Raw genomic sequence first — 696 nt, forward strand, 5'->3', positions numbered from 1 at the left:
CTGCTGGGTTCCGGCGCTGGGCCCGACCCGCGCCGGCGCCCAGACCGCGCCGACGATCAAGATCGGCGTCCTCAACGACCAGTCCAGCACTTATCGGGACAATGGCGGCCTGGGCTCGGTCACCTGCGTCAAGCTGGCCGTCGCCGAGATGGCGGGGCCGCTCGGCCTGAACGTCGAGGTCGTCTCCGCCGACCACCAGAACAAGCCGGACGTCGCCGTGGGCATCGCCCGCCAGTGGATCGACCAGGGCGTGGACGCCATCTGCGACCTGCAGAATTCCGCGATCGCGCTCGCCATCAACACTCTCATGCGCGAGCGCGACAAGGTGGTCCTCGCCTTCAACGTCGGCACCGCCGCGCTGACCGGCGCGTCCTGCACCCCGAACGTCGTGCAATGGGCCTATGATTCGAACATGCTGGCGCGCGTCGCCGGCACTCAGATCGTGCGGAACGGCGGCGACACCTGGTTCTTCATCCGCGCCGACTACAGCTTCGGCCTCGCCTTGCAGGAGGATGCGACCACTTTCATCAATCGCGCCGGCGGCCGGGTTCTCGGCAGCGTCGCGCTGCCCTTCCCGAGCACGGCTTTCGCCTCCGCCCTCCTCCCGGCGCAGTCCTCGCGGGCCAAGGTGATCGGCCTCGCCAATGGCGGCGACGATCTGGTGAACGCCGTGAAGCAGGCCGGCGAGTTCGGCAT

At 68.8% G+C, this 696-nt stretch carries 1 protein-coding gene; it reads left to right on the forward strand.

Annotated elements, in window-relative coordinates; all coding sequences use genetic code 11:
• A partial coding sequence (locus AC1DWF_RS34775; protein WP_476843027.1) for an ABC transporter substrate-binding protein occupies positions 1-696 on the forward strand: 696 nt, incomplete at both ends.

Source organism: Aminobacter sp. P4_D5 (genome assembly GCF_056401815.1).